Genomic DNA, 19,500 nt, shown 5'->3' on the forward strand with positions numbered 1-19,500 from the left:
CAATGAGCGAAGACATTCTCCGCGTAAACGGACTCTCGACGCGATTCTTTACGGAACAGGGACAGGTGAACGCGGTCTCGGATCTCGACCTGCGGATCGAACGGGGCGAGGTGTTCGGGATCGTCGGCGAAAGCGGTAGCGGAAAGAGCGTCACGGCCAGGTCGGTTATCGACCTGATCGAGTCGCCAGGGGAGATCACGGACGGCGAGATCTGGTTCAACGACGGCGACCTCGCCGAGGCCGTCGTCGACGACCACCCTGAGGCCGTCGACGGCTCGTTCGTGAACCTGCTTGCGGTTCCCGAACGGGTGCGTCGCTCGCTCCGAGGCTCGTCGTTCAGCATGATCTTCCAGGATCCCGAGAGCAGCTTCAACCCGAGCCTCACGGTCGGCGAGCAGATCGCCGAGGCCGTCGAGGTCCAGCGCCGGGCCAGCGCGAACCCGCGCTCGACGCGGGCGAAAACCCAGGAGTACTCGCTTGGCTCGCTCGTGCTCTCGTCGGTGTTTCCCTCGAAGAAGTACGTCAGCGAGGCCAGCCGCGAGCGGGCGATCGAGCTGCTCGAACTGGTCGGCATTCCCGACCCCGTCGAGCGCGTCGACGAGTATCCCCACGAGTACTCCGGCGGGATGCTCCAGCGGGCGATGATCGCCCAGGCGCTTGCGGGCGAGCCGGACGTGCTCGTCGCCGACGAGCCGACGACGGCCCTGGACGTGACGATCCAGGCCCAGGTGCTCGACCTGCTCGACGAGCTCCAGGAGGAGACGGGTATGACGATCCTGCTGATCACGCACAACCTGGGTGTCGTCGCCCGGATGTGCGATCGGGTCGGCGTGATGTACGCCGGCGAGATCGTCGAACGGGGCACCCTCGAGGACGTCTTCGACGACCACGTTCATCCGTACACCGCGGGGCTGCTGGGGTCGATTCCGGACCTCGAAGGGGCAGGGGGGCGACTCGAGCCGATCCCGGGCAACGTCCCGAGCCTGCTCGACCACGAGATGGGCGACCGGTGTTACTTCGCGGACCGGTGTCCGAAGGCGATGGAGGACTGTCTCTCCCACCCCCCGGAGTACGACGGGACCGGAAGCGAGGAACACGAGGTCCGGTGTGTCCTCGCGACCCAGGAGTACACCGAGGCGCGCGCACTGCCGGCCGACCACTTCGGAACGGACGACCGGACGGCGGTCGACAAACACGCCGACCCCGACGGGTTCGAGGACGACGTCCAGCCCGAACGAGCGGAGTCAACCGTCGAGGGGTCGGGAGGTGAGAGCCGATGAGCGCCGACGAGCCGCTCGTTCGCGTCGAGGAGCTCCAGAAGTACTTCTGGGAGAACGACTCCGTTCTCGATCGGTTGCTCGGCGACGACCCGGTCCCGGTTCGGGCCGTCGACGGGGTGAGCTTCGACATCCAGCCCGGCGAGACGCTCGGACTGGTCGGGGAATCCGGCTGCGGGAAATCGACCACCGGCGAGACCCTCCTCCGGCTCCAGGAGCCGACCGACGGCGAGGTAGCCTTCGACGGGGAGAACGTGTACGACTTCGATAGCGAGTCGCTGACCGAGTTCCGTCGAAACGCCCAGGTCGTCTTTCAGGATCCGTTCTCGAGTCTCGATCCCCGGATGACGATCGGTGGGATCGTCACCCAGCCCCTCGAGATCCACGACTGGCCCTGGACCGATCCCGAGGTCGAGAGCCGTGCGGAGCTCCGGACCGACGGAATCTCGGCCGATATCGTCTCGGTGACCGTCGACGACGACGTCGACAAGGTCATCGGGCCCGCCGACGGCGTCGCGACGGTCCACGTCACCGTCCGCTCGAGCGACGTCGCCGGGGACGTCGACCCCGACGAACGAGGCGTTGACGTCGCCGACGGCGTCGTCGCCGAGGTCGCGGAGGAGCTCTCGGTTACGGTCGAGCGCGACGACGGGATCGACGTTCGGGTCTCGGTCGGCCGCTCGACGAAACAGCTCCGGCGCGATCACGCCCGGAACTTGCTCGAGCGGGTCGGGCTCTCGGTCGACCAGCTCGATCGCTACCCCCACGAGTTCTCCGGCGGGCAACGCCAGCGTATCGGAATCGCCCGCGCGCTGGCGCTCGAGCCGGAGTTCATCGTTCTCGACGAGCCGACCTCCGCACTCGACGTCTCGGTCCAGGCGCAGGTGCTGAACCTGCTCGACGATCTGCAGACGGAGTTCGATCTCACCTACCTGCTGATCAGCCACGACCTCTCGGTGATCCGCCACGTCTGCGATCGGGTCGCCGTAATGTACCTCGGCGAGATCATCGAGATCGGTCCCGTCGAGGAGCTGTTCGAGGACCCGAAACATCCCTACACACAGGCGTTGCTCGACAGCGTCCCCCGGGCCTCGACCGACGAGCGCGACCGCGACCGGGAGACGCTCTCGGGGGACGTCCCGTCGCCGCGGGATCCGCCAAGCGGCTGTCGGTTCCGGACCCGGTGTCCGAAGGTGATCCCGCCCGCGGACCTCGAGATCGATCAGGAGCGCTACCGAGCGCTGATGACGCTTCGCGAGCGCGTCGAGAGCCGCGACATCTCCCTCGAGACCGTCGGCGACGACGGCCAGTTCGAGTTCGAGGACGGAGCCGTCGCCGCGGCCGACGCCGACGCGTTCGCGAGGGCGCTGAAAGAGCGGCTCCTCGAGACCGAGCTTCCGGCGCGCCACGACGCGATCGTCGAGGACGCGCTGGCGTCGGTCGCCGTCGGCGACTGGGAGGATGCGGCCGAACGGCTCCGCGAGGAGTACGAGAGCGTCTGCGAGCGGCAAAACCCCGCTCTCGAGGCCGACGCCCACCCCGTCGCCTGTCACCTCTACGACGAGGACGCCGAGCGACGCGAGGCGCCTGCGCCGGAGCGGTAGCCGGCCGTCCACTTTTTTGGGAGTCGAATGCGAGAGAACCACTCGCTCGGCCCAAACCGTTTTGGCAGCAGGTGTAATTACAAACGGCGGCTTTCCTCAGGTATGACAGAGACGTCATCTCGTATGGAGGCTGCCTGTTCGCTGCTGGCCGAGTCCGAGCGCCGATACCTCCTCTACCAGCTGGCCGAGACGCGGCGAGGGAACCTCGAGGACGTCGTCTCCGAGATCGCTGCCTGGGAGCGCGGTGAGGACGGGACCGTCGACTCGGAGTACCGCCAGCGGATCTACGTCTCGCTGATTCACAACCACCTGCCGCGGCTCGCGGACTACGACATCATCGACTACGATCTGCGCAGCGGCGACATCGTCCTCGAGGAGGGGTTCGACGAGATCCGCCCGCTGCTCGAGCAGTTCAAACAGACGGAGTCGAAACCGGAGATCCGCGAGACGCCGCTGCTCTGATTCGAAACGCATAGCAGGTCGCCAGCGAAACGGCGACCGTGACCCGCTATCGCAATCTCGCTCTCTTTCTGGTGCTGGCGGCCGCCTGGGGGAGTTCCTTCGTCGCGATCAGCGCGGGGCTCGACCACCTCCCGCCGGTGTTGTTCGCGGCCGTTCGGTACGACGTCGCAGGCGTGTGTATGCTCGCGTACGCGAGCTACGCCGCCGACCGCTGGCGTCCCGTCGGTCGCGAGGAGTGGGCGACCGTCGCCGTCGGCGCCGCGCTACTGATCGGCGCCTACCACGTCTTTCTCTTTATCGGCCAGCAACACACCACCGCCGCGGCCGCGGCCGTCCTGGTGAGCCTCTCGCCGGTGTTGACCACCGGGTTCGCACGGGCGCTCGTCCCCTCGGACGCGCTGTCGGCCGTCGGTGTCGGCGGCGTCTGTCTCGGACTCGTCGGCGTCGCCGTCGTCGTCCAGCCCGATCCATCGAACCTGTTCGCGACCGACGCCGTCGCGAAGCTGCTGGTCTTCTGTGCGGCCGCGGCGTTCGCGCTCGGGAGCGTCCTCACGCGACGGATCGACGCTACGCTTCCGATCGAGACGATGGAGGCGTGGTCGATGCTCGGTGGCGCCGCCCTGATGCACCTCGTGAGCCTCGGGCTCGGCGAGCCGATCGAGCCCGCAGCCTGGACCCATCCCGAGGCGCTGGCCGCGCTCGCGTACCTCTCGCTTATCGCGAGCGCACTCGGCTTTCTGCTCTACTTCGACCTGCTCGAGCGGCTGGGCGCCGTCGAGATCAACATGGTTTCCTACGTCGCGCCGGTGTTTACCGCGCTGGTCGGCTGGCTATACTTGGGCGAGACGATCGACGCGGCGACCGTCGCCGGCTTCGCCCTGATCGCCTGCGGGTTCGTCCTCGTCAAGCGACGGGCGATCGGCCGGGAGGTCGCCGCGGTCGGACGGTGGCGCTCGAGTCGGGAGGATCACCGGCGATAGGCGTGGCCGACGTAGAGCGCGACGAGATTGACCCCGAGCAGGGCCAGAAACGTGGCGGTCTCGCTCGCGGTCGACAGTCCAGTCGCGAGCAGTGGCACGTACAGAAAGGGAAGCACGATCGCCGTCCAGAAGCTGGCCCGTCGGATCGAGTCGGCCAGGGTGGGGACGAGTCGGTCGAGGACTCCCCCGCGGTCCTGACGCTCGGTACTCTCGGTCGACGCCGTGGCGCGGGAGTCACGAGTTGTTGAGTTAGCCATCGAAACACCTGACGACACGTCGAACCCCCACTCCGGAGCACATATATCGGCGCAACCGTTTCGACCGGTTCGATACAGTTCATCCGAATAAGGATCGAGCTGAATCGAACCGATCGGTGTCGTGAACGCTCTCGTGTCGGGAACGGGCCGTGTCACTCGCTCGCACAGAGCGTTCGAGAACACACCGGGTAGGTGACGATTGATCCCGTTCGAGCGAGCGAACGAACGGTTTGGCGTCGCGTATCGGCAATCGGCGTCTCTCGGTCGACGGCGGCTTCTGGCCCGAAACCGACGCAAAACAGTAAATCTCACCCTAGCGCCGAAAAGCCAGGGGCGACCGGGCTACTGGAAGCCGATCCGGCTCCCGCGACGACCCGTCGGATCGGGACCGCTCGAGCCGCCCTGGAACTCCTCTTCGATGCGCTCGTAGTAGTCGAGGATGTCGTCGGTGATCGTCGGCCGGACGTTCTCCATGGCCTGTCGGAAGTGACGCATCTCGACGACGTTGGCCTCCTCGTCCTCGCGCAGGGCCTCGATTGCGGCCTCGCGGGCGATCGACTCGAGATCGCTGCCGACGTAGCCGTCGGTGATCTCGGCGATCTCCTGGAGGTTGACGTCCGCGGCCATCGGCGTTCCCTGGGTGTGGATGTCGAGGATCCGCTCGCGGCCCTCGACGTCGGGTTCGCCGATCATCACCAGCCGATCGAACCGCCCCGAGCGCAACAGTGCGGGGTCGATCATGTCCGGTCGGTTCGTCGCGCCGATGACCATCACGTTCTCCATCTCCTCGAGCCCGTCCAGTTCGGTCAGCAGCTGGTTGACGACCCGTTCGGAGACGTTCGAGCCGGTCTCGCCGCCCCGGCCGGGCGCCAGCGCGTCGAGTTCGTCGAAGAAGATCACCGTCGGCGAGACCTGCCGCGCCTTGCGGAAGGTCTGACGGATCGCCTTCTCGGACTCGCCGACCCACTTGCTGAGCAGCTGGGGTCCTCGCACCGAGATGAAGTTCGCGTTGGTCTCGTTGGCGACGGCTTTTGCCATCAGCGTCTTCCCCGTCCCGGGCGGACCGTACAACAGGACACCCGCCGGCGGATCGATCCCGAGGCGATCGAACCGTTCGGGGTTGTTCAGCGGCCACTCGACGGACTCCTGGACCTGATCCTTGGCGGTCTGGAGTCCGCCGACGTCGTCCCAGGAGATCTTCGGCAGCTCGACCAGCACCTCCCGCATCGCCGAGGGCTCGACCTCGTTCAAAGCGCCCCGGAAGTCCTCCCGTTTGACGATCATCCGATCGATGAGGCTCGGCGGGATGTCCTCCTCGTCGAGGTCGATCTCCGGGAGGTATCGGCGCAGCGCCTTCATCGCGGCCTCCTTGGTCAGGGACTCGATGTCGGCGCCGACGAACCCGTGGGTCTCGTCGGCCATGTGGGCCAGATCGACGTCGTCCGAGAGCGGCATTCCCCGGGTGTGGATCTGGAGGATCTCCTCACGACCCACCTCGTCGGGGACGCCGATCTCGATCTCGCGGTCGAACCGGCCCGGACGGCGAAGCGCGGGGTCGACGCTGTCGACCCGGTTGGTCGCGGCGATGACGATCACCTGGCCGCGGGCCTCGAGCCCGTCCATCATCGTCAGCAGCTGGGCGACGACGCGGCGCTCGACCTCGCCGGTGACGTCTTCCCGTTTGGGTGCGATGGAGTCGAGCTCGTCGATGAAGATGATCGCGGGCGACTCCTCGCTTGCGTCCTCGAAGATCTCCCTGAGTTGCTGTTCGCTTTCCCCGTAGTACTTCGAGATGATCTCGGGGCCCGCGATCGAGAAGAAGCTCGCGGAGGTCTCGTTGGCCACGGCCTTCGCGAGCAGGGTCTTCCCGGTTCCCGGCGGACCGTGCAACAGGACGCCCTGCGGGGGCTCGATCCCCAGCTTCTTGAAGATCTGGGGGTGTTTCATCGGCAGTTCGACCATCTCGCGAACCCGCTGGATCTCGTCTTGCAGGCCGCCGATGTCCTCGTAAGTGATCCCGCCGCCGGTCTTCTCGAAGCCGCTGATTGGCTCCTCGCGGAGCTCGACGTCGGTGTCCTCGGTGATGAGGACGACCCCCTCGGGTTCGGTCTCGACGGCGATCAGCGGGATCGCCTGTCCCGGCGAGCGCATGAACGGGTGGTTGGTCGAGCTCATCACGGGCACGATGTCGCGGCCGACGACCGGACGCTTGAGGATCTGGCGTTTGACCATGCCCGCGGCGTCGGAGCCGAACTGCACCGACGCCTCCTCGGGCGGTGCGAGGACGAGCTCGTCGGCCTTGGTCGCCTCGGCCTTCCGGATCGTTACCCGTTCGCCGATACCGACGTCGGCGTTCTGCCGGGTGAAGCCGTCGATCCGGACGGTGTCAGTGTTCCAGTCCTGTCGGTCCGCCCGCCACACCTTCGCGGCGGTCGTATCCGCACCTTCGATCTCGATGATGTCGCCCGGACTCAGCTTCAGATGTAACAGCGTGTCCGGGTCGAGTCGGGCGATACCACGACCCGAGTCGTTCGGGTACGCTTTCGCAACCTCCAGTTGGACTTCGTTCATGATTCGGGATGGACGGCGATGTCAGTGATTCCGATTCGGGACCGGATAGGCTTTTTGCTACCGTGAATGCACACCGTGCTAATTGGCACCATATCTAACTCAGGTGGCAAGACACATAGAGGTACCGGCTTCGGTGGGTTTTGGCGACATCGAGAGCGTGGCTTTTTGGCTTTGCCGGCCGCCAGTCGAGGTATGCGAACGCTCGCGTTCGACGGCCGAATGGGTGCAAGCGGCGATATGATCCTCGCCGCGTTGCTCGACGCCGGCGCCGACCGGGACGTCCTCGAGCCCGTCGAGACGGCGCTCGACCTCGAGTACCGGATCGACGAGACGGTCAAGTGTGGCATCGCGTCGACGACCGTCGACGTGATCCTGACCGACGAGGACGCGGCCCGGACGGAGGGCGATCACGGCCACGTCCACGACCACGGCGATCCGGACCACCACGACCGCGGCGATCCGGACCACGGTCACGTCGACGACCGCGGGGACGACGACCACGATCACGGCCACGTTCACGACCACGAGGACGCCCCGGGCGTTCCCGCGGAGGGACACGGGCCCCACCGCAGCTACCTCGAGGTCCGCGAGATCGTCGAGGGGATGGAGCTCGACCCCGCAGTCGAGCGCGACGCGCTCGCGATCTTCGAGCTGCTCGGCGAGGCCGAGGCCAGCGTCCACGGCGAGGATCTCGCGGAGATTCACTTCCACGAGGTCGGCGCCGACGACGCGATCGCCGACGTGGTCGGGGCTGCCGCGCTCGTCGACGACCTCGAGGTCGAACGGGTCGTTACCACTCCGCTGGCAACCGGCGGCGGGACGGTCGGAATGAGCCACGGCGAGTACCCCGTGCCGACGCCCGCGGTCGTCGAGATCGCCGAGCGCGCGAGCTGGTCGCTGCGGGGCGGTCCCGTCGACACCGAGCTGCTGACACCGACGGGGGCAGCTATTCTGGGTCGTCTCGCCGACGGCGTGGAGTCGCTGCCCGCACTGGAGCTCGAGGCGTCGGGGTACGGCGCCGGTGGCTACGACCTCGATCCGCACCCAAACGTGCTCCGGACCCTCGTCGGCGACGGCGGCCGCGAATTCCTGAAAGACGACATCGCCGTCCTCGAGACGAACCTCGACGACGCGACGCCGGAAGTCCTCGGCGGGCTCCAAGAGACCCTTTCGGACGCGGGCGCGCGCGACGTTTCGATAGTTCCTGCGACGATGAAGAAGTCCCGTCCCGGCCACCTCGTGAAGGTGATCTGCAAGCCCGAGGACCGAGAGCGGGTCGCCCGGGCCCTCGCCGAGGAGACCGGCACGCTCGGAATCCGGGAGGCCGGCGCGACCCATCGCTGGATCGCCGACCGGGAGTTCGAGACCGTGGAACTCGAGGTTGACGGCGAGAGCTACGAGGTGACGGTGAAGATCGCCAGCGACGCCGGCGGCGACGTCTACGACGTCAGCGCGGAGTACGACGACGCCGCGAGGACGGCCCGAGAGAGTGGCCTTCCGGTTCGGGAGGTGCTACGACGCGCCGAGACGGCGATCGAGCAGTAGCTCCCGCACCGAGGTATCGGTACTGGTCACGGACTCGACGACACCAGATCGATCGGCGACGCGGTCGCTCGAACGGTGATCGTCGAACGTCACGGCGGAAAAAACGAAGCGACTGCTAGTTGCGGATCGTTACTTGCCGGTGACGGCGGCGAAGTTACCGGAGACGCTCGCGCCAGCCTGGACGTTGTTGTTGGACTGGTCGGCGAAGTTACCGGCGTTAGCCGTACCCTTGTAGGCGGTGGCGACGTTGTCACCCTGCTTCAGGTCGTTGTGCTGGGAGACGGCCTGGAACTGGTTGGTTTCAGCGTAGGAGTGCTGGCCGATGGCGACGACGTCGTCAGCGTGCTTGCGGTCGTCGTCCTTCTTGTCGTCAGCGTGCTTGCGGTCGTCGTCCTTCTTGTCGTCAGCGTGCTTGCGGTCGTCGTCCTTCTTGTCGTCAGCGTGCTTGCGGTCGTCGTCCTTCTTGTCGTCAGCGTGCTTACGGTCGTCGTCCTTCTTGTCGTCCTTCGGTGCGTCCTTCTTGTCCTTGTCGTTCTTGTCGTTGTACTTATCGTTATGTTTGTCCTTGTCGTGTTTGTCGTCGTAGCTTCCCGCTGCTGCGGTTCCGGCGAAGCCCATGAACATCAGGCTGCCGAGCAGCGCGATCGTCATCGTGAGTGCGAGTGCGCGTTTCATTGTTGGTGTAGGGACGATGTCGGCTCAACGAGCAGGCGGGACCGACCGCGACCGAGAACGATAGCCGCGGCTCCTCGTGATCCTGCCGTCTCGTCGCCACCTGACACGTTGCCCGTCTGAGACTCACCACGGAGTGGCATATGAACTGAGGGTACAGTTTCGCGATGTATCCCCGTCCTAGTACCGGTAGGCCCTGTTCACAGCTAACGGTGATGAACGTCATCGCGAGCCGAATGTCGTTTTGCTGTCGCTACAGAGCAGGTAAGATAGGCCGTGTGTTTCTCGGCTGAGGTGCCGAGAAACGAACCGGCCAGGTCGCGATCGCCCCGGTTGGATTCGACCGTGACTACCCTTCACCACACTATGCGAATTACAAATATCATCACATTCGTCCGCTCAAATGTTACAGAGTTATCCGATAAAATTGTCGCTTCAGACCTCGTGTAATAGTATACGAAGAAGAGCCGGCTGAATAAGAGTTTGCGTCGTCCGTCGGCTCAGTCTCCCTCGTCGCCGTCAGCATCGTCGTCGATCGGAATCGAGATCGCATCATCTCAGTCGCTCGTAGACGATGTCGTTGACTGCGAGACGCTCGTTGAACTGACACTCGACGAACTGTTGACAGTCGACTGGATAACGTTCGTGTTCTCTGTAATACTAACGCTGGTACCGGATCCGCCCGCCGTCCAGACGATCGACACTGATGTCGACCGAGTCCCGCCGTCTTTGGCGTCGATGTGTATTTCGACGTCCGCTACACCTGAGTCGAGCGTATAGATTATGCGCCCCAGGGGAACGTCTCGATTTCGGCATCCTGGTCGGGTCGATCTCGTTCGCTTCGTCCGTCGCGTCGGAAACGACCTTCGTCGAAACGGAGACGTCGTCTTCGGTATCGACGGACACATCGACGTGCGTTTGCCCGGTCTCGCGGGTTACCGTTCCCCAGGGAAATTCGGTTTCGGTCATTGGTTCGGTAGTGCTCGTATGGTCGTCTGTGGCTCTCGAATCAGCTACGAACAAGGCGGAACGCTCCGAAGTTCCCGCAGCGTCCTCGTACTGAGTGCCGGTCCGCGTGGGAGGCGCGTTCCGCTCGTCGTCGGTCGGTCCGTGTTGAGAGTCCGCCGTTGCCCTCTTTCTCTCTCATCTGCTCGATTCGTTTTGAACGACGGGAATCGTTCAACCGATAGGGCTCGCCTAATCGATCTCCGATATTAGCCCGGGAACACAATGACTTGTTACTGACCGGTCAACTGGTTCGGAGTCAAGCCCGAGGCTTCACCGTTAAGGTCGGCCGTCCGAAAGCCGAACGAGTGGTCGCGTGCGAGTGTAACTCCCTTGGGTTTTCTTGTGCGTCAGCTGGAATTCCCATCCGTGTTGTGTCCGTGAGGATCGGTCGCTCTACCCGATCCGACAACCCCCGAGACTCTCGAGGAACTCGGCCTGCTCGAAGTTTCACCGCACCCTCGACACGGTTTTGAGGGGGCCGCATTTCCAAACCAACGACCGCTTCACGTCAGGGTTCAATATTCGCCACGACCGTTCTTGATTAATGGAGTACGCTCTTCCGTAGGAGATTGTTGATACTACTGAACGGTCACTGGCGAGTCGAAGAGGACAAGGGCACCGCATCAGCGGTGCCCGCTACGGATGATTCCGCTCGATGTGTTTGGCCCGGAATCAGTCGCAGCGGACCTGCTCCAACAGGTTCGCTGGCGTAATGGTGTGAGTTGTCCTCACTGCCGTTCTAAGCGAACGGTTAGAAACAGTAGCTATGGGTGCTTCAGTGGTATCTCTGTAAGGATTGCGAACGCACGTTTAATGACAAGACGGGCACGATCTTCTCTCGCTCGAAAATCGCACTTCGCCGGTGGCTGTTCTCCATCTACGCGTTTCTCCGGTTTAACACGAGTCTCCGACAGCTGCAGTACGAAACTGGGGTGAATCACAAGACGATCCACCGGCGTATCGAGCGCTTCACCAGAGCGCTCGATGCGCCTTCCCTCGATCTTCTCGGACCAATCGAAATCGACGAAGTGTATGTCTCTGCTCGGAAGAAAGGCCACGAGTGCGACTCCTGATCGCGCTCGTATGGCTTGTCCACACGTGGGCGCAGAGCATATGATGGCGAAAGCCACCCGTGTTCATCCTCGCTGATCGCGGTACGGGACAGCGATACGTGATTCTAGCGAAAGCCGCTGACGAATTGACGATTCGACTCCTCTTGACCGACCGTCAAGAGGAGTCGCTGACTGCCTATACGGATGGCTTTCGCACGTACGAATCGCTCGAAGAAGACGAAGCATACGACCGTGAATACGTCGTCCATGGTGGCGGTGAATACGCCGACGACGAGGTACACGTTAATACCTGGCGAGCCACGCGTCGCTGACGCGACGGTGGCTCTCGCCCCATTGAGGTATCTCAAAGGACAAGCTCACGCAATATCTCAGAGCGTTCTAACTGCGGCGAGAATTATATGGAAAAGGGGACGAAAAGCACTCAAACGCGCTATCCGAGCACCGCTCTAAAATCAACAATGTGCTACGCAAGAGCGTTATTTTGAAACGGCGTAAACACGGTCCGGTATCCAAAAAAGACGAAATAACGGTTACAATCACCGAGCTGGTCTATATTAGCGGCGATCGAGATTACGTGTCAGCGTAGTTGACGCTGGTAGTGACGCCAAGCTGTGCGTTGAGGTTCGCTTGATTCTGAGTCTGGTCTGCAACAGCCGTATTCCCTATGCCGGCGGCGATGGCGGTGTTGTCACCCTGGGCTGCGTAGTTCGACTGGCTCACATACTGCACCTGGTTCGTCTCCGCATGCGCGTCCTGCGTGACCTTATCACCCTTTTTGTCTTTATCCTTGTCGTTGTTATCGTAGTGAGATGCCGCTGCCGTTCCGGCGAACCCCATGAACATGAGGCTGCCGACCAGTGCGATCGTCATCATCAGCGCGAGTGCGCGTTTCATTGGTAGATCACCAGGTACGTCCCACGCAGGCGACCACCTGTCGTCTCCCGCTAACAGCAGTAGTCACCATCCACCGTGGAGCGGTACCCAGTCCAGTCTTATGACGAAGTCTCACTTGAACCCAGAGAACAGTTTCACACCGAAGTAGTGAGTTGGCGTTTCGAACGCGAGAATCGGAGCGATACGTGACGCGCCAATCGCTACGGACGTCTTTCTGTCGGCGGTACAGTAACGCTATTGTCCATTCTATCGGAAGTTTCTATAACCGACACATCTCGTTCCTGTCCCCGAAATAACCGATAAAAACGATTCAACGAACACTAACAGGGGAACATCATAGAAATAAGAATCCACCTCTTCGAATATTCCCTAATTGTTTCATGAGAATCATCACCAAATATTAACATACAAGAATTCGTTTTGTTCACGTATCGTTAGCTCGGCTTGGTTTCGAAACGGACACCGAGGCATCTCTTTTCTGGAATGAATGTAATCACATACATTTCAACTATCAGGTCGTTCTCTCCGTGATTGGCGTCATAACATCCTCCCGAACCTATCAGGAGAGAGACTATTGCGCCAGAGCGGAACAGAATAACAGGACGTGACCGTTCCGCTTCTGATTGTGTCGATACTGGTCGTCGGCGCGCCGACAGGACCCTCAGCAATGGTCCCGTGACGGTCTCGAGTCGAACGCCGTATCTTTGAGCGGAGAGTATCGTCTTCCAGTTTGGTGACCGATCGCTCGAGGAGACACCTAACTGTGACCTCGAGCGGCGACAAAGCGGTCGCTGAGAGTATCCAGTTCTACGACGTGAGCGCAGAGTACGACGACGCGGATGGCTCAAGAGAGCGAGCTGCCGCTTCGAAGGTAATTCGGCGAGTCGAGGCACCCGTCAGTCACTGAGGAGTACGGTCCAGCTCAATCGCGATTCAGGAGATATACGCTGATCGCGACACTGAGATGCTGCAGGCGCCGAACGCTGTGAGATAGAACCCAGACAGTCTATTTCTCGGCGGACTGTGGTCGGAAAGTTCGGTCCGGTTCGCGCAAACGGCAACTTACCGAGTACCCGCGGTCCGGTTTCTTTGCCTTGAAACGGCGTAAACCGCGATCTGGTATCAAAAAAGCCGAAATACCGGTTGTAACTTCGGAGCTTATCGATATCAGTGGCGACCGAGATTACGTGTTAGCGATGTTCGCGCTGGTAGTGATGCCAACCTGCGCGTTGGCGTTCACTTGATTCTGAGTCTGGTCTGCAACAGCCGTATTCCCTATGCCGGAGGCGACGGCGGTGTTGTCACCCTGGGATGCGAAGTTCGCCTGACTCACCGACTGCCACTGATTCGTCTCCGCGTGCGCGTCCTGAGTGACCTTATCACCCTTTTTGTCTTTATCCTTGTCGTTTTTATCGTAGTGGGATGCCGCTGCCGTTCCGGCGAACCCCATGAACATGAGGCTGCCGACCAGTGCGATCGCCATCATCAGCGTGAGTGCGCGTTTCATTGGTAGATCTCTGGGTACGTCCCACGCAGGCGACCACCTTCCTGCTGGCATCGGTAGTCACCACCCACTGTGGAGCGTTACCCAGTCCGGTCTCATGACCGAGTATCACTTGAATCCGGAGAACGGTTTCACACCGAAGTAGTAGGTTAGCGTTTCGAACACGAGAACTCGAGCGAGACGCTACATATAAATATACTTAGATACCTTTTTGTCGACAGTATAGCAACGCTATTGTCCACTCTATCGGAAGTTACTATAACCGACACATATCGTTTCTGTCCCCGAAATAACCGATGAGAAACAGTTCAACGAACACTGACAGAGGAACATCATAGAAATAAGAATTCACCTATTCGAGTAGCTTTCCAGTCATTTTATGAAGATTGTTACTAAATACCAATACACAAGAGTTCCGTTCTGTTCGCGCATCGTTACGCTCGGCTTGGTTTCGAAACGGACACCGAGATATCGATTTCCAAATTGAATTCTCCTTTTTGGGAACGGAATGCGTTTCACATACGTTTCAACTATCAGGTTGTTATATCCGTAATCAAAGTCAGAACGTCCTTCCGAATCTATCAGGAGAGCAATCATCGCGTCAGAGCCGAATAGAATAACGGAACGTGATCGTCCCTCTTCTCATTGTATCGATGCTGATCGTCGGCGCGCCAACAGGCTCCTCAGAAATGGTATCACGATGGTCTCGGGTCGGGATATCGGTACCGCTGATCGAAGAGGATCGTCTTCCAGTTCGGGGACCAATCGCTCGAGGAAACATACCTAGCTGTGACCTCAAGCGGCGACAAACGGTCGAAAAGCCCCTTCAATACCACGTGTCTATCGGTTAAATCGACGAGCAGGGTGACAGCGTCTCGATCGGTATTGACGGCAGCGAGACGAGGACCGCTCGAGAAGCTGAGCGAATGAGTGATAAATGCGGTCCGAGGACGTCGCGAGAACCGACTGCTGCTGGGTAGTCACTTCTGAGTGGTCAACGCCCTCGATCGCCACAAGAGTTCTTTCCATCGACACTCGCCAACGGCACTGTTTCGTCCCCATGGAACGGAAGTAATTCGCATATATGACGGCTCGACTGTCGTCGTTCTCGGACTGGATCGATTGCGTGACCTGAAGTACGTCTCGACCAGGAGCCGATGGCAACTGTCGACGTTTCGGTGTAACGGCACAAGAAAGAGTTGCCCGTTCGCTTCCTCGTGGTTCGGAAGCTGTCCGCGGCGGAACTATTCCGGATCGGACCGGACCGACGGGCTGAGGGGAAACCCTCTCCCCGGGCGGAACGGAGGCTCGTTAACGGCCGTAACGATCTCTTCGGCTTTTGAAATCACCCTCGATTGAGAGCAAATATGAGTAAAAGGAGGAGAGAACGACGACGCCGATCACATAACGGAGGAGATCACCGGCTATGACGGGTAACAGTCGGCTCGCGGTCGGCGTGATCGGCGTCGGCACGATGGGCCAACACCACGCCCGTGTGTACGACGACCTCGAGGACGCCACGCTCGCTGGCGTCTTCGACGTCGACGCCGACCGAGCGAACGCCGTCGCCGATCGTCACGGAACCGCGGCGGTGGGTCTCGAGACGCTACTCGGCCGGGCTGACGCCGTTTCGGTCGCCGTCCCGACGGCCCACCACCTCGAGGTCGCGAGGAGCTGTCTGGAGGCCGGCGTTCCGATCCTTGTCGAGAAACCGATCGTTGGCGACCTCGCGGACGGACGGACGCTGCGACGGCTCGCCGAGGCGGCCGGGGTCACGGTTCAGGTCGGACACGTCGAGCGGTTCAACCCGGCGGTCGAGACCCTCGCGGGGCTCCTCGAGGACCTGTCAGTTATCGACATTACCGCGCGGCGGCTCGGGCCGCCCCCCGAACGGCCGATCGCGGACAGCGCCGTCACCGACCTGATGATCCACGACATCGACGTCGTCCGCGCGCTGCTCGAGGACGACCCCGTCGACGTGGCGGGCTGTGGCGTCGCCGGCGACCGTCACGCCGGTGCCCTGCTCGAGTTTCCCGACGCGATGGCGTCGCTGACCGCGAGCAGACTGACCCAGCGCAAGGTTCGGACCCTCGAAGTCACCACCGAGGAGTGTCTCGTCGCGGTCGACTACCTCGATCAGTCGGTCGAGATCCACCGGCGTTCGATCCCCGAGTACGTCGAGCGCGACGAGGGGGTACGGTTCAGACACGAGCGCCTGATCGAACGGGTTCGCGTTCCGAACGAGGAGCCCCTCCGGCGGGAGCTCGCGTCGTTTCTCGAGGCCGTTCGAACAGACTCGACACCCGAGGTGACCGTCGATGACGGGCTCGCTGCCCTCGAGATCGCCCGGCGCATCGAACGCGAAGAACCCGACGATCGGCCGACGGTTGATCTGGAGGTTCCGAATGACTGAGCGACGGCGGCCGGAACACGTGACCGCACGTCCGAGGCAAGCGCCGACCTGTACCGGTCGCTCGCCCCGAAACCGCGAGGAACGGACGGATGTATAGGGGGCGAACGGTCGGTGTCGTCGTCCCGGCGTACGACGAGGCAGGGTTCGTCGGCGAGGTCCTGGAGACGGTGCCGGACTACGTCGATCGGGTTTACGCCGTCGATGACCGCTCGACGGATCGTACCTGGACGGCGATCACCGACGCTGCGACTCGGCTCAACCGCGAGGACGCGACCGACCGGGGACAGGGAACGGTCGCTGCGACCGACGCCGCGTTCGACCGCCGGATCGTCCCGATTCGCCACGACCGAAATCGGGGGGTCGGGGCCGCCATCGCGACGGGGTATCGCAGGGCCCTCGCCGACGGTCTCGACGTCGCGGCCGTCATGGCCGGCGACGGGCAGATGGATCCCGACTACCTGCCCGCGTTGCTCGATCCGATCGTCGAGAACCAGGCCGACTACGCGAAGGGAAACCGGCTGGTCGACGACTCCGGAGAGATGCCCCGGCTCCGACTGCTCGGAAACGCCGTTCTGACCGTTCTCAGCCGAATCGCCTCGGGGTACTGGCGAATCGGCGACCCCCAGAACGGCTACACCGCGATCTCCCGGCACGCGCTCGAACGCCTCGATCTCGACGCCGTGTACGACCGCTACGGCTATCCGAACGATCTCCTGGTGCGGTGTAACGCCGCCGGGCTGCGCGTCGCAGACGTATCGATCCCCGCCCGGTACGGCGACGAGGAGTCCTCGATCGAGTACGCGACGTACGTGCCGACCGTGTCGGCGCTGCTCGTTCGGACCTTCGTCTGGCGGCTCGCGAACCAGTACTCGCCGTCTGCCGGCTGGTCGGTTCCGTTCTGGTACGGACTCGGTGCGCTCGCGCTCGCCGGGAGCGTCTGCGAGAGCGTCTGCGGGCTGGTCCGACGAGGTCCCGACGACGAACCGTCGATCGGGCGGGGGACGTTGCTCGCGATCGCGGGTGTGGCGGCGATAGCGATCGCTGCCCGCCTCGAACGGCGACTGAACGCCCCCCTCGAGGTGAGGCGGTATGACTGAGCAGGTCGTCGTCACGATCCAGCACCCTGCCCACGTCCACTTCTTCAGGAACGCGATCGGCGAACTGCGCGACCGGGGGTACGACGTTTGCGTCCTCGCCCGCGAGAAGGACGTCGCCTGCGAGCTCCTCGATCACTACGGAATCGACTACCGACGGCTGTCCGGCGCCCCGAGATCGACACTCGGGCTGCTCTCGGTCCAGGCAAGATACGAGTACGAGATCCTCAAGCGGGTGCGCCACCTCGAGCCCGCGGCGATCCTCGGGATCGGCGAACCGGCGGTGGCCCACGCGGGACGGGTCGGCGACGCCGAGAGTGTCCTCTTTACCGACACCGAGCACGCGGCGCTGCAAAATGCCGTCTCGCTCCCGCTCGCGGATCGGGTCTACACGCCGTCGGCGTTCTGGGACGAGTACGGACCACACCACCGCCGGTACCCCGGCTACCACGAGCTGGCGTACCTCCACCCCGATCGGTTCGACCCCGTGGAACTGGCGGCGGTCGGCGGGGACCGCCCGCTGGTCGTGCTCCGACTTGTCTCCTGGACCGCAGCCCACGACGTCGGCCGAAGCGGACTGGACGACCTCAAACGGCTCGTTGCCGGCCTCGAGCGGTTCGGCGCGACGGTTCGGATCTCCGCCGAGGGACGGCTGCCGCCGGCGCTTGCGGCCCGTCGCCTCGCGGTCGCCCCCCACCGGATTCACGACCTGCTTGCCAGCGCCGACCTGTTCCTCGGCGAGAGCGCGACGATGTCCCTCGAGAGCGCGCTGCTAGGGACCCCCGCGCTGTACGTCTCGGAGCTTCGGGCGGGCGTCCTCGAGGACGTCGAGCGACGCTCCCGGCTGCTCCGGTGGCTCTCGGACGGGAGCGGTCCCGGCGAAGTGCTGTCCCACGCCCGGGAGCTGCTGGCGGTCCGTGACTCGACCTGGACGCGCCGTCGGCGACGGCTCCTCGAGGACCGCATCGACACGACCGCCCTCGTCGTCGAAGTCGTCGAGGACGTCGTCGGCGCCGAGCGGGCGGAGGCGACCGCGGCCCGGATCGGTCCGGAGGGCCGCCGATGACCGATCGCCTCGGGGGGTACGAGTTCGCGCTCTGTCTCACCCACGACGTCGATCGGGTCTTCAAGACCTATCAGGCGCCGTACTACGCCGTCCGCGAGCGCGACCCCTCCCACCTCCGGGCGCTGGTCAGCGACGAGCGCCCCTACTGGCAGTTCGAGGAGCTGATGGCCCTCGAGGACGAACTCGGCGTTCGATCGTCGTGGTACGTCCTCAACGAGCGGTCGCTGTGGGAGCGCTCGCCCCGCGAGTGGCTCCGCCCGGAGAGCTGGAAGCTGTACGCGGGACGGTACGACCCCACGCAGCCGGAGCTGGTCGACGCCATCCGCACCCTGGATCGAGGCGGCTGGGAGGTCGGACTCCACGGCTCCTACGACTCCGCCGACGACCGGGAGCGACTCCGTCACGAGAAACGCGTCCTCGAGGGCGTCCTCGGGAGCTCCGTCGTCGGCGGCCGCCAGCACTACCTGAACCTCGCCGGTCGGCGCACCTGGGAACACCACCGCGCGATCGGACTGCGATACGACGCCAGCTACGGTTCGAGCACCCGCTACGGGTTCGACGGCCGGTACGACGTCTTCCGGCCGTTCGACGACGCGTTCGTCGTCTTTCCGCTGACGCTGATGGAGCGAGCCCTGGTTCCGTCGGCGCCCTCGCTCGAGTGGGCCTGGCGGGAGTGTCGGCGGCTGCTCGAGGAGGCTCACGATCACGACGCGGTGATGACCGTGCTCTGGCACCCCCGGTACATGAACGCCGAGGAGTTCCCCAGCTACCGGGCCCTCTACGAGCGCCTGATCCGCGAGGCGAAGGCGATGGGCGCCTGGATCGGCCCCTGCGGGGAGTGTTACGAACTGCTCGAGCGACGTCGGGAGGCGTCCTCGCAGCGGTAGCTCAAACTCGCCCGTATCGAGGGTTCTTCCATGGAGATGCCTATTACTCGACATCCGCCTGAAGACGGAGGTATGCGCTATCAGTTTATCAATACTACTGGCAATGGGGAGAGGGCGGGAAAATCAAATCAGAGAACATGCGACCAGTTGATCCGGTTGAGAGCGCCCACCCCTTCGTGGTCGGTAACTGTTA

14 protein-coding genes and 1 pseudogene are annotated in these 19,500 nt (G+C 63.1%); 10 read left to right on the forward strand and 5 right to left on the reverse strand.

Translation table 11 applies throughout. From position 1 onward, the window contains the following. Positions 1-2 precede the first annotated feature (2 nt). The 4 genes from NATOC_RS16800 (at position 3) to NATOC_RS16815 (ending at position 4,323) form a co-directional block, all read left to right on the forward strand. A complete protein-coding gene (locus NATOC_RS16800) occupies positions 3-1,280 on the forward strand; it encodes an ABC transporter ATP-binding protein (RefSeq protein ID WP_015322673.1) in 1,278 nt (425 codons plus the stop codon). Beyond that, positions 1,277-2,881 carry an ABC transporter ATP-binding protein gene (locus tag NATOC_RS16805; RefSeq protein WP_015322674.1) on the forward strand — a complete coding sequence of 535 codons (1,605 nt, stop codon included), beginning with the start codon at positions 1,277-1,279 and terminating at the stop codon, positions 2,879-2,881. Before NATOC_RS16800 ends, NATOC_RS16805 begins: the two co-directional genes overlap by 4 nt. Before the next feature lie 123 nt (positions 2,882-3,004). After that, complete coding sequence (locus NATOC_RS16810; RefSeq protein ID WP_394296427.1) at positions 3,005-3,343, forward strand: DUF7344 domain-containing protein; 339 nt, start codon at positions 3,005-3,007, stop codon at positions 3,341-3,343. 38 nt (positions 3,344-3,381) lie between these two features. After that, positions 3,382-4,323 (forward strand): DMT family transporter, encoded by a 942-nt coding sequence (locus NATOC_RS16815; protein ID WP_015322676.1) that lies wholly within the window; start codon positions 3,382-3,384, stop codon positions 4,321-4,323. On the opposite strand, the gene NATOC_RS16820 is transcribed toward NATOC_RS16815, so the two are convergent. Both NATOC_RS16820 and NATOC_RS16825 read right to left on the reverse strand, forming a co-directional pair. Continuing rightward, on the reverse strand, positions 4,311-4,580 hold the full coding sequence (locus NATOC_RS16820) for a hypothetical protein (protein ID WP_015322677.1): 270 nt from the start codon (positions 4,578-4,580) through the stop codon (positions 4,311-4,313). The two genes, NATOC_RS16815 and NATOC_RS16820, sit on opposite strands and share 13 nt — an antisense overlap. 342 nt (positions 4,581-4,922) lie before the next feature. Further along, the gene (locus NATOC_RS16825; protein ID WP_015322678.1) at positions 4,923-7,151 is read right to left on the reverse strand and encodes a CDC48 family AAA ATPase; all 2,229 of its coding nucleotides are present in this window, start codon (positions 7,149-7,151) and stop codon (positions 4,923-4,925) included. Between the two features lie 192 nt (positions 7,152-7,343). Between NATOC_RS16825 and larC the strand changes: the two genes are divergently transcribed. Then, complete coding sequence (larC, locus tag NATOC_RS16830) at positions 7,344-8,696, forward strand: nickel pincer cofactor biosynthesis protein LarC (protein ID WP_015322679.1); 1,353 nt, start codon at positions 7,344-7,346, stop codon at positions 8,694-8,696. A 129-nt stretch (positions 8,697-8,825) separates the two neighbouring features. Here the strand turns inward: larC and NATOC_RS16835 are convergent, their stop codons facing one another. Beyond that, positions 8,826-9,371, reverse strand: coding sequence for a hypothetical protein (locus NATOC_RS16835; RefSeq protein ID WP_015322680.1), 546 nt, complete (start codon positions 9,369-9,371; stop codon positions 8,826-8,828). A gap of 1,647 nt (positions 9,372-11,018) precedes the next feature. On the opposite strand from NATOC_RS16835, the pseudogene NATOC_RS16840 reads away from it, so the two are divergent. Beyond that, positions 11,019-11,899 (forward strand): annotated as a pseudogene (locus tag NATOC_RS16840) (IS1595 family transposase). A gap of 120 nt (positions 11,900-12,019) precedes the next feature. On the opposite strand, the gene NATOC_RS16845 reads toward NATOC_RS16840, so the two are convergent. Both NATOC_RS16845 and NATOC_RS16850 read right to left on the reverse strand, forming a co-directional pair. Further along, on the reverse strand, positions 12,020-12,343 hold the full coding sequence (locus NATOC_RS16845) for a hypothetical protein (protein WP_015322681.1): 324 nt from the start codon (positions 12,341-12,343) through the stop codon (positions 12,020-12,022). A gap of 1,183 nt (positions 12,344-13,526) precedes the next feature. Further along, positions 13,527-13,850, reverse strand: a complete 324-nt coding sequence (locus tag NATOC_RS16850; protein ID WP_015322682.1) for a hypothetical protein — start codon at positions 13,848-13,850, stop codon at positions 13,527-13,529. Between the two features lie 1,423 nt (positions 13,851-15,273). Here NATOC_RS16850 and NATOC_RS16855 point away from each other — a divergent pair. The 4 genes from NATOC_RS16855 (at position 15,274) to NATOC_RS16870 (ending at position 19,307) form a co-directional block, all read left to right on the forward strand. After that, the gene (locus NATOC_RS16855; RefSeq protein ID WP_015322683.1) at positions 15,274-16,260 is read left to right on the forward strand and encodes a Gfo/Idh/MocA family protein; all 987 of its coding nucleotides are present in this window, start codon (positions 15,274-15,276) and stop codon (positions 16,258-16,260) included. Positions 16,261-16,349: 89 nt separating this feature from the next. Then, entirely contained in the window at positions 16,350-17,357 is a 1,008-nt protein-coding gene (locus NATOC_RS16860) for a glycosyltransferase family 2 protein (protein ID WP_015322684.1), read from the forward strand. Next, a complete protein-coding gene (locus NATOC_RS16865) occupies positions 17,350-18,420 on the forward strand; it encodes a DUF354 domain-containing protein (protein ID WP_015322685.1) in 1,071 nt (356 codons plus the stop codon). Before NATOC_RS16860 ends, NATOC_RS16865 begins: the two co-directional genes overlap by 8 nt. Further along, positions 18,417-19,307 (forward strand): polysaccharide deacetylase family protein, encoded by an 891-nt coding sequence (locus tag NATOC_RS16870; RefSeq protein ID WP_015322686.1) that lies wholly within the window; start codon positions 18,417-18,419, stop codon positions 19,305-19,307. The genes NATOC_RS16865 and NATOC_RS16870 overlap by 4 nt, the downstream gene beginning before the upstream one ends. Positions 19,308-19,500 lie beyond the last annotated feature (193 nt).

Source organism: Natronococcus occultus SP4, from assembly GCF_000328685.1.
GTDB lineage: Archaea > Halobacteriota > Halobacteria > Halobacteriales > Natrialbaceae > Natronococcus > Natronococcus occultus.